Annotated in this window: 9 protein-coding genes and 1 riboswitch; of the genes, 3 read left to right on the top strand and 6 right to left on the bottom strand. The window is 72.7% G+C overall.

What is annotated here, in order from left to right; all coding sequences use genetic code 11:
• Positions 1-71 precede the first annotated feature (71 nt).
• The 3 genes from ABD198_RS08635 to ABD198_RS08625 all read right to left on the bottom strand — a co-directional run bounded on the left by ABD198_RS08635 (position 72) and on the right by ABD198_RS08625 (position 3,211).
• Positions 72-1,001 carry a 1-phosphofructokinase family hexose kinase gene (locus ABD198_RS08635; RefSeq protein WP_343999092.1) on the bottom strand — a complete coding sequence of 310 codons (930 nt, stop codon included), beginning with the start codon at positions 999-1,001 and terminating at the stop codon, positions 72-74.
• A 120-nt stretch (positions 1,002-1,121) separates the two neighbouring features.
• The gene (gene nagA / locus ABD198_RS08630) at positions 1,122-2,267 is read right to left on the bottom strand and encodes an N-acetylglucosamine-6-phosphate deacetylase (RefSeq protein WP_343999090.1); all 1,146 of its coding nucleotides are present in this window, start codon (positions 2,265-2,267) and stop codon (positions 1,122-1,124) included.
• Positions 2,267-3,211 carry an ROK family protein gene (locus ABD198_RS08625; RefSeq protein ID WP_343999088.1) on the bottom strand — a complete coding sequence of 315 codons (945 nt, stop codon included), beginning with the start codon at positions 3,209-3,211 and terminating at the stop codon, positions 2,267-2,269. Before ABD198_RS08625 ends, nagA begins: the two co-directional genes overlap by 1 nt.
• A 119-nt stretch (positions 3,212-3,330) precedes the next feature.
• On the opposite strand from ABD198_RS08625, the gene ABD198_RS08620 reads away from it, so the two are divergent.
• Together ABD198_RS08620 and ABD198_RS08615 are read left to right on the top strand one after the other, a co-directional pair.
• Positions 3,331-4,599 carry an extracellular solute-binding protein gene (locus ABD198_RS08620; protein ID WP_486388887.1) on the top strand — a complete coding sequence of 423 codons (1,269 nt, stop codon included), beginning with the start codon at positions 3,331-3,333 and terminating at the stop codon, positions 4,597-4,599.
• 89 nt (positions 4,600-4,688) lie between these two features.
• The gene (locus ABD198_RS08615) at positions 4,689-4,934 is read left to right on the top strand and encodes a DUF3263 domain-containing protein (RefSeq protein ID WP_343999084.1); all 246 of its coding nucleotides are present in this window, start codon (positions 4,689-4,691) and stop codon (positions 4,932-4,934) included.
• An 82-nt stretch (positions 4,935-5,016) separates the two neighbouring features.
• Here the strand turns inward: ABD198_RS08615 and otsB are convergent, their stop codons facing one another.
• The 3 genes from otsB to ABD198_RS08600 all read right to left on the bottom strand — a co-directional run bounded on the left by otsB (position 5,017) and on the right by ABD198_RS08600 (position 8,297).
• Positions 5,017-5,889: a trehalose-phosphatase gene (gene otsB / locus ABD198_RS08610; RefSeq protein WP_343999082.1), complete on the bottom strand. Its 873-nt coding sequence runs from the start codon at positions 5,887-5,889 to the stop codon at positions 5,017-5,019.
• Positions 5,886-7,280, bottom strand: coding sequence for an alpha,alpha-trehalose-phosphate synthase (UDP-forming) (locus ABD198_RS08605; RefSeq protein WP_343999081.1), 1,395 nt, complete (start codon positions 7,278-7,280; stop codon positions 5,886-5,888). The genes otsB and ABD198_RS08605 overlap by 4 nt, the downstream gene beginning before the upstream one ends.
• 72 nt (positions 7,281-7,352) lie before the next feature.
• Positions 7,353-8,297, bottom strand: a complete 945-nt coding sequence (locus tag ABD198_RS08600) for a glucosyl-3-phosphoglycerate synthase (protein WP_343999078.1) — start codon at positions 8,295-8,297, stop codon at positions 7,353-7,355.
• 136 nt (positions 8,298-8,433) lie between these two features.
• Positions 8,434-8,581: riboswitch (SAM riboswitch) on the top strand.
• A gap of 18 nt (positions 8,582-8,599) precedes the next feature.
• On the opposite strand from ABD198_RS08600, the gene thrC reads away from it, so the two are divergent.
• A complete protein-coding gene (thrC, locus tag ABD198_RS08595; RefSeq protein ID WP_343999076.1) occupies positions 8,600-9,913 on the top strand; it encodes a threonine synthase in 1,314 nt (437 codons plus the stop codon).
• Positions 9,914-9,984 lie beyond the last annotated feature (71 nt).

Here is a 9,984-nt window from a genome sequence, read left to right as displayed (position 1 = left end):
GACTTCACCTGACCCGGCCTTGGCACAACCCATCCAACGACCAGACCCCAACAAAGTCACCGGTATTGCACCTAGGCCGCCGGCACCTGAGCCGAGACCGTCACCCGGCCGGAGAGTTCCTCGTAGGCCTGCCGGTCGAACTCGCCCGCTGCCGGTGCGAGGACCGTCGCCGCGGCCAGGGCGGTCGCGCGGGTCAGGCGGTCCGGCCAGGGGAGGTTGTCGACCAGGCCGGAGAGCAGGCCGGCGACCGCGGAGTCGCCCGCGCCGGTCGGGTTGCCGCGCAGGGCCGCCGGAGGCGTGGCGCGCCAGCGGCCTTCCGGGCTGAGCGCCAGCAGGCCCTCCGCGCCGAGGGACGCCACCACCGCGCCCGCGCCCCTGCGGCGGGCGTCCTGGGTGGCGCGCAGCGGCTCGTGGGAGCCGGTGAGTTCGGCCAGCTCCTCGGTGTTGGGTTTGAGGATGTCGGGGCGGCCCGCCACCCCGCGGCGCAGCGCCGCCCCGCTGGTGTCCAGCAGGGCCGGGACGCCGGCCGCGCGTGCGGTGCGGATCAGGCCCGCGTAGGCGCCCACCGGGATGCCCGGCGGCAGGCTGCCGCACAGGGCGACCGCCGAGGCGCCCGCGAGGAGGTCCTCGTAGACCTCCTGGAAGGCCGACCATTCGGCCGGGGTGATGGTGGGGCCCGGTTCGTTCAGCTGGGTGGTGCCGCCGGAGAGGTCGTCGACCACGGCTATGGTGCGGCGCGTCGTGCCGGAGACCGGGACCAGTGCGTCCGTCAGATGCGGCACCTGCATCAGGCGTTCGCGCAGGATCTGTCCCGTCGTACCGCCCGCGAACCCGGTCACGGTCACCTGGTGCCCGAGGGCTGCCAGCACCCGTGCCACGTTGACGCCCTTGCCGCCGGGGCGTTCGGTCACCTCGGAGACCCGGTGGGAGGCGTGAGGCCGCAGGGACGGTACGCGGTAGGTGATGTCGAGCGCGGTGTTCAGCGTGACCGTGAGGATCACCGGGACGACCTCCCCCTTGTGCCTGCGCCTTGCCTGGGCCCCGGAGACACGATCATGCCAAACAGACGGCGACCGGCCCACCCCTCGGACCGGCCACCGTCGCCGCGGCCACGGGACAGGTCAGCCCAGTCGGGGATCCACCACCCATTCCCCCCGGCGCATCACGCCCCGGACGGTGAACTCGGCGTCCAGGACGACCAGGTCGGCGTCCTTGCCGGGCTCCAGGGAGCCGATGCGGTCGTCCAGGCCGAGCAGGCGGGCCGGGGTGGCGGAGATGGCGGTGACGACGTCCTCGACGGGCAGGCCGTCCACGGTCACCGCGCGCTTGAAGGCGCGGTCCAGGGTGAGGGTGGAGCCCGCGATCGAGCCGCCCTCGACCAGCCGGGCCACGCCGTCCGCGACGTCGACCTCCAGCGGGCCGAGCATGTAGCGGCCGTCGCCGAAGCCGGCCGCGTCCATCGCGTCGGTGATGAACGCGACCCGGTCGGCGCCCGCGTGACGGAAGGCCAGCTGGAGTGCGGCCGGGTGCAGATGGGTGCCGTCGTTGATCAGCTCGACGGTGACCCGCTCGTCCTGGAGCAGCGCCGCGATCGGGCCGGGCGCGCGGTGGCCCAGTACCGGCATGGCGTTGAAGAGGTGGGTGGCGACCGTGGCGCCCGCGTCGATCGCGGCCACGGTCTGCTCGTAGGTGGCGTCCGTGTGCCCCACGGCCGCGATCACCCCGTGCTCGGCCAGCAGCCGCACCGAGTCCAGGCCGCCGGGCAGTTCGGTCGCCAGCGTCATCATCACCGCGTGCCCGTGCGCCGCGTCGATCAGCTTGCGGACCTCGGCCGGGTCGGGGTCGCGCAGCAGTTCCTCGTCGTGCGCGCCCTTGCGGCACGGCGAGATGAACGGGCCCTCGAAGTGGATGCCGGCGATGTCGCCCTGCTGGGCCAGCTCGGCCAGCATCCCGGCGTGCCGGGCGAGGAAGTCCAGGTCCCCGGTGACGGCGGAGGCGACCACCGTGGTGGTGCCGTGCTCGCGGTGGGTCCGCACCGCCTTGAGGACGTCCTCCGCGGTGCCGCCGGCGAAGGACGCCCCGCCGCCCCCGTGGTTGTGGATGTCCACGAAGCCGGGTACCAGCCAGTGGCCGGACAGGTCGACGGTCTCGGCGTCGCCGGGGGCCGTGTCCGTGATCCGCGTGCCCTCGACGATCACGCGGCCGTCGTCCACGGTCCCGGTGGGCAGTACCACCCGGGCACCGGTCAGAACCTTGGTGGGGGCCATCAGGTGGTTACCTCCGAGGGGTCGGTGGATGCGAGGAGATCCCAGGCGAGGAGTCCCGCGCCCAGGCATCCGGCGGTGTCCCCGAGGGCCGCGGGGACCAGTGAGGGCAGTTTCTGGAAGGTGATCCGCCGCCGGACGGCCTCCCGCAGCGGTGTGAACAAGGTTTCTCCTGCCTCGGCCAGCCCGCCACCGACGATCACGGTGCGCGGGTCCAGCAGGGTGAGCGCGGTGAGAAGCCCGTCGGCGAGGGCGTCGACGGCCTCCTGCCACACCGCGCGGGCCCGCGGGTCGCCGGACTCGACGGCCTTGGCGCAGTCGGCCGCATCGGCCCCAGGGTCGCCGCAGGCCGCCGCCCAGGCCTCGCTCACCGCCGCGGCGGAGGCGTACCGCTCAAGACAGCCGCGCTGCCCGCAGGGGCATTCGGTGCCTTCGGGCCGTACGACGATGTGGCCGATCTCGCCCGCGAGGCCATGGGCGCCCGCCTCGACCCGGCCGTCGATGCCGATGGCGCCGGCGATCCCGGTGCCCAGCGGCACGAACAGGAACCGGTCGGCGCCCCGCCCGGCCCCGATCCGGCCCTCGGCGAGCCCGCCGGTGCGCACGTCGTGGCCGAGGGCGACCGGTACCCCGCCGAGCCGCTCGCCGAGCAGCGCGCGCAGCGGGACGTCGCGCCAGCCGAGGTTGGCGGAGTAGACGGCGATGCCGCGGGTGTCGTCGACGATGCCGGGGACGGCGACACCGGCGGCCGAGGCGGGCTCGCCGTAGCGGTCGGCGCCGTGGGCGCGCAGTTCGGCGGCGAAGTCGAGGATGTCCGCGACGACCGCGTCCGGGCCGCGTTCCCGCCCGGTGGCCCGGCGAGCCCGGTGCAGCAGCTCGCCACCCGCCCCGACCAGGGCGGCCTTCATCCCGGTGCCGCCCACGTCGAGGGCGATGACATGTTCCACGTAGAACAGTGTGACCCCCGGACCCGCGAGAGGTCTAGTCCACTCACGTGGTGTAGACCATAATCCGGTAATCGAAACGTTTCGGATGGCGCGGGGCGCCGGATTTGGGGCGAGCAGCAGTGCAGCGACGGGTCAGCAAGAGGGCGATCGCGGTGGTGTCCGCACTGGGGCTGACGGGGGTCCTCGGCGGATGCGGTGCCGGCATCGGCTCCTCCGACGTCACCCTGCACCTGGTCGCCGCCGACTACGGCACCTCGGCCGCCAACAGCTCCCGCAAGTACTGGGACGCCCTGATCGACAAGTACGAGGCCGGTCACCCCGGCGTCAGGATCGAGGTCGACGTCTACTCCTGGAACGACGTCGACCGCAAGGTCAAGGAGATGGTCGACGCGGGCGACCCGCCGGACATGGCGCAGATCGGCGCCTACGCCGACTACGCCGCCGAGGGCCTCCTCTACCGCGCCGACGACCTGCTCTCCATACCCGTCCAGGCCGACTTCGTCTCCCAGCTGGCCGAGGCGGGCCGGGTCAACGGCGCGCAGTACGGCATGCCGTTCGCCTCCTCCACCCGCGTGCTCTTCTACAACAAGGAGCTGTTCGCCGAGGCCGGCATCACCCCGCCGCAGACCTGGGAGCAGCTGGCCGCCGACGCCGCCGCGCTGAAGGCCAAGGGCGTGAAGTACCCCTACGCGCTGCCGCTCGGCCCCGAGGAGGCGCAGGCCGAGACCATGCAGTGGCTGCTCAGCGGCAAGGGCGGCTACACCGACTCCGTGGGCTCCTTCAACATCGACTCCAGCCGCAACGTGGAGACCTTCACCTGGCTGAAGGACGAGCTGGTCGGCAAGGGCCTGACCGGACCCGTCCCGCCGGGCAAGCTGAACCGGGCCGACGCCTTCAAGGCGTTCGCCGCGGGCGACGTCGGCATGCTCAACGGCCACCCCTCCCTGATGGCGATGGCCGAGAAGAACGGCGTCGAGTACGGCATGGTGCCCACCCCGGGCAAGGACGGCCGCAGCTCCGCCACCCTCGGCGTCGCCGACTGGATGATGGCCTTCAAGAAGCACGGCCACCGCGAGGAGATCGGTGACTTCCTCGACTTCGTCTACGGCGAGGAGCAGGTGCTCGCCTTCTCCCGCGACTACAACCTGCTGCCGGTGACCTCCTCCGCGTCCCGGACGATGGCCGAGGCCGAGCAGGACAAGCACCTCAAGCCGTTCCTGGAGCAGCTGGTGACCTCCGAGCTGTACCCGGTCGGCGACCGCGCCTGGGCGGCGGTCAACGCGGCCGTGAAGAAGCAGATCGGCAAGGCGGTCGCCCCGGACGGCGACCCGCAGTCCGTGCTGAGCAGCCTCCAGGTGACGGCGAGCCGGGCCGGCAGCGGGCAGTAGCCGGCAGGGAGGCCGCCGCCCGTACCTTCGTCCGGTCGCCGCCCGGCCCGGGGCCGTGCGATGTCGGTGGCAGGGGCTACGGTGCGGGCATGGACGAGGAACCGACGGCCGGCGGCCTGGGCAGCCGCGAGCGCAGCATCCTCGCGCTGGAACGCCGCGGCTTCTCCGGCCCCGGCGCCAAGGAACGCGCGATACGCGAGGAGCTGGGTCTGTCCCCCGTGCGCTACTACCAGCTCCTCAACGCCCTCCTCGACGACCCGCGCGCCCTGGCCCACGACCCGGTGACGGTGAACCGCCTGCGCCGGGTGCGGGAACGGCGGCGCGCCGAGCGCTGACCTGGCCCCGAACCGGCGCTGGCAGCGGGGTCGGCCGGAACTCAGGCGACCGGAGTTCAGCCGATCCGCTCAGCCGATCCGCTCAGCCGATCCGCTGTGCGAGCGCCCGCAGCAGCCCCACGACCCCCTCGGGGCCGTCGACCACCAGGTCCGCGCGCTCCCGCAGCTCGGTCACCTCGTCGCTGCCGCTGCACACCAGCAGGCCGGGCACACCGTCCGAGCGCAGCTCGTCCACCGCGGAGAAGGCCGGCAGATCGCCCAGGTCGTCACCGGCGTAGAGGACGCAGCCGGCGCCGATCTCGCGGGCGTACTCCAGCAGGGCGACGCCCTTGTCCATGCCCGGCGGGCGGAGCTCCAGCACCATCCGGCCGGGCTCGACGATCAGCCCGTGCCGCGCGGCCAGCTCGCTCAGCGGCTCCCGCAGCGCCTCGAACGCGGCCTGGGGGTCGGCGGCCCGCCGCGTGTGCACCGCCACCGCGCGCCCCTTCTCCTCGATCCAGGCCCCCTGCGCGGCGCCCGTCCCGTCCAGCAGCCCCGCCAGCTCGGCACGGGCCCCCGCCACCCCGGGGTGCGGCGGGGGAGCGGTGAGCTCGCCGGTGCGGGCGTCCCAGCGTTCGGCACCGTAGTGCCCGAGGACGACCAGGTGCTCCAGGCCGCTCACGCCCGCGAAGCCCCCGAGGCGCACCGCCACCTCGGGCGGCCGCCCGGTGATCACGGCCACGGAGGCCACCTTCGGCGCCAGCGCGGCCAGCGCCGGCACGGCCTCGGAGTGGGCCCGCGCCTGCTCCGGGTCGGCCACGATCGGCGCGAGCGTCCCGTCGAAGTCCAGCCCGATCAGTGCCTTCCCCGGCCGCGCCAGCAGCGCCTGAAGGCCCTCGCGCCCGGCCCGGGTGACGGGCTCCGGGACGGAGCCGTCCGGGGAGCCGGAGCGGCGGCCGGCCGCGTCGTGGTTCACGAGCCCTCCCGCAGCGCGTTCAGCTGGTCCAGGAACCACTTGGCCGGGGGCAGGGCGGTGGCGGCCGCGGCGAGACGCTTGCAGCGTTCCGCGCGGTCCGCCGGGGACAGCGTCAGCGCCTCGTGCAGGGCCTCGGCCGTGGCGGAGATGTCGTAGGGGTTGACCGTGATCGCGTCCTCGCCCATCTCCTCGTGGGCGCCCGCCTCACGGGACAGCACCAGGGCGGCACCCTGGTCGGAGAGGACCGGGATCTCCTTGGCGACCAGGTTCATCCCGTCGCGGATCGGGTTGATCAGCCCCACGTCCGCCAGCCGGTAGGCGGCCAGCGAGCGGGCGAAGTCGTCCTTGACGTGCAGCACGACCGGGCGCCAGCCCTCCGTTCCGAACTCCTCGTTGATCTCCTCGGCGACCCGCTGCACCTGGGCGGTGTAGTCGCGGTAGACGGCGAGATCCTGCCGGGAGGGGTAGGCGAAGGCGACGTGCACCACCCGCTCGTGCCACTCCGGGTGGTCCGCGAGCAGCTGCCGGTAGGCGAGCAGACCGCGCACGATGTTCTTCGACAGCTCGGTGCGGTCCACCCGCACGATGGCGCGGCGGCCCTCGCCGATCTCGCGCCGCAGCTCGGCCATGCGCTCCTCGACGTCCTCCCGGTGGGCGCGCTCCCGCAGGAAGTCGGGGTCGGCGCCCAGGCCGTGCACGCCGATCCGGGTGTCGCCGAGGCCGCCCGTGAAGTGCTCGCAGCAGGCGGTGAAGGCGTCCGCCCAGCGGCGGGTGAGGAAGCCGAGCCGCTCCGCGCCCAGCATGCCGCGCAGCACCTGCTGGGCGACGTCGTCGGGCAGCATCCGGAAGTACTCCGGCGGCGCCCACGGGGTGTGCGAGAAGTGCCCGATCCGCAGGTCGGGGCGGAGCTCGCGCAGCATGCCCGGCACCAGCGTCAGGTGGTAGTCCTGCACCAGCACGGCCGCGCCCTGCGCCGCCTCCTCGGCCAGCGCCTCGGCGAACGCCCGGTTGTAGGTCTCGTAGGAGGCCCACTGCCGGCGGAACTCCGCGTCGAACACCGGCTCAAGCGGCGTCTGGTACAGCATGTGGTGCACGAACCACAGCACCGAGTTGGCGATCCCGTTGTAGGCGTCCGCGTGCACCTCGGCCGGGATGTCCAGCATCCGCACGCCGTCCTCGCCGATCCCGCGGCGCACGGCCTCGCGGTCGCCGTCGGACAGCGCCGAGCACACCCACAGCGCACCCGCGTCCGGTCCGATCGCCGACAGCCCGGAGACCAGCCCGCCGCCGCCCCGTTTGGCGCGCATGGAGCCGTCGTCGTCCTTCACGTAGGAAACCGGCCCCCGATTCGAGGCCACCAGCACCTGAGCTGCACCGAACGTCGAAGCCATAAAGCTCAACCTAGCCCGGCCCTCGGACAATCAAACGTAGAGCCCGGCCGTATACGAATGTCACGCTGATTCTCAGGCGACCCGGCGCTCCTGGTACTCCGCGATCTCCGCCATGGGCGGCCGCTCCTCGGTGTCCACCGAGTAGGTGCGCGGCTCGAAGGTGTTCCCGGACCGCTCGAACTGGGTCAGCGCGGGGCGGATCAGATGCCCGCGGGCCAGCCTCAGCTGGGCGGTGCGGTAGACCGCGGCGGACATCCGGCCGAGCGCCTGCCCGTCCTGGTGGCGGTGCCTGCGCACTCCCACGTCCACCTGCGCCAGGGCGTTGAGGCCCACCAGGTGCAGGGCGTCGATGAGCAGGCCCAGCTCCACGCCGTAGCCGACCGGGAAGGGCAGCCGCTCCAGCAGTGAGCGGCGGGCCGCGTACTCGCCGCCCAGCGGCTGCACGAAGCCGGCCAGCCGCGGCCAGTGCATGTTGAGCAGCGGCCGGGCCATCAGCTCCGTCACCCGCCCGCCCTGCCCGGCGGCGGCGCCCAGCGGCCGGTCGTACATCGCCTTCACGAAGTGCACGTCCGGCTCGGTGAGCAGCGGGCCGACGATGCCGGTGACGAAGTCGGCGGAGAAGTCGCGCAGGTCGGCGTCGACGAAGCAGACGATGTCGCCGCGGGTGACCAGCAGCGAGCGCCACAGCACCTCGCCCTTGCCGGGGACGGCGGGCAGCCGGGGCAGGATCTCGTCCCGGTGCACCACCCGCGCCCCCGCAGCCGCGGCCACCTCCGAGGTGCGGTCGGTGGAACCGGAGTCCACCACCACGATCTCGTCCACCAGGGGTGCCTTCAGCAGCAGCTCGTCCCGGATGACGGACACGATGTCGCCGACCGTCTCCTCCTCGTTCAGCGCGGGCAGCACCACGCTCACCGTCTGCCCGGTGGCCCGCTTGGCGGCCAGGATCCGGTGCAGCGGGCGGTCGGTCACGGACCAGGAGCGGTCGATCAGCCAGCGCTCGACTTCTTCCAGCACGGTCGGCGGCTCCTCACTGGTCGTGATCCATCTCGCGGTTCGGACAGCTGTCTCAAGTGTCCTGGCTGTCGGTTACAGTCTTGAACAACGCGCGTGACCATCGCATGCCGGGGTCGCCGCGCGGACAACTGAACACCGCTCATCCAGAGGGGCAGAGGGACACGGCCCGATGAAGCCCCGGCAACCCTCCAGTCGGTTCTTGTCACACGGACGTGGCGAGGCTCCCGGCTAGGGAAGGTGCCAAATCCGTCTCACGGCGAGATGCGTCGTGAGGAAGATGAGGAGAAAGGGCCTCGCCTCATATGGCTGTGCAGACTGTTGCAAGCTCCACGGACTCCACGGACTCCACGGGTACCACGTCCGCCCGGACTGTGGACCTCGGCCCCGCAGCGGCCCTGAGCTGTCGCGAGTGCGGCCACCGCGTCCCGCTCGGCCCGGTCTTCGCCTGCGAGGAGTGTTTCGGCCCGCTCGAGGTCGCCTACGACTTCTCCTCCTACGACACCGAGCAGCTCCGCAAGCGCATCGAGGCGGGCCCCGCGAACATCTGGCGCTACGCGCCCCTGCTGCCCGTTCCGGCCGACGTGGCGGACAAGCCCAACCTCAACCCCGGCTGGACCAAGCTGGTCAAGGCCGACAACCTGGCGGGCGAGCTGGGCATCACCGGCGGGCTGTACGTCAAGGACGACTCCGGCAACCCGACGCACTCCTTCAAGGACCGGGTGGTCGCCCAGGCCCTGGAGGCGGCCCGCGTCTTCGGCTTCACCACCCTGTCCTGCTCCTCCACCGGCAACCTGGCCGGCGCGGTGGGTGCCGCAGCCGCCCGGGCCGGCTTCCGCTCCTGCGTGTTCATCCCGCACGACCTGGAGCAGGGCAAGGTCGTCATGGCGGCGGTCTACGGCGGCGAGCTGGTCGGCATCGAGGGCAACTACGACGATGTGAACCGCTTCTGCTCCGAGCTGATAGGCGACCCGGCCGGCGAGGGCTGGGGCTTCGTCAACGTCAACCTGCGGCCGTACTACGCCGAGGGCTCCAAGACGCTCGCCTACGAGATCTGCGAGCAGCTGGGCTGGCAGCTGCCGGACCAGATCGTGGTGCCGATCGCCTCCGGCTCCCAGCTCACCAAGATCGACAAGGGTCTGCAGGAACTGATCAAGCTGGGCCTCGTCGAGGACAAGCCCTACAAGATCTTCGGTGCCCAGGCCGAGGGCTGCTCGCCGGTGTCGGCCGCCTTCAAGGCCGGGCACGACGTGGTGCGCCCGCAGAAGCCGGACACCATCGCCAAGTCGCTGGCGATCGGCAACCCGGCGGACGGGCCGTACGTCCTGGACATCGCGCGCCGCACCGGCGGTGCGGTGGAGGACGTGACGGACGAGCAGATCGTCGACGCGATCAAGGTGCTGGCGCGCACCGAGGGCATCTTCGCGGAGACCGCCGGCGGGGTGACCGTGGGCGTCACCCGCAAGCTCGTCGAGAACGGGGTGCTGGACCCGTCGAAGACCACCGTGGTGCTCAACACCGGTGACGGTCTGAAGACGCTGGACGCGGTGGCCGGTACCGGGCTCACCGCGACGATCCGGCCCAGCCTGGAGTCGTTCCGCGAGGCCGGCCTCGCCTGAGCGCCGCCTGCCGTACGTCTGCGGGCCGGTGCGGGCCGGCCACGCAGTTCCCCGCGCCCCTGGGGCGTCAG

This window comes from Streptomyces thermocarboxydovorans (assembly GCF_039524635.1).
GTDB classification, from domain to species: domain Bacteria; phylum Actinomycetota; class Actinomycetes; order Streptomycetales; family Streptomycetaceae; genus Streptomyces; species Streptomyces thermocarboxydovorans.
Note: the sequence above shows the minus strand (reverse complement) of the source record. Positions and strands in the feature narration are given on the sequence as shown.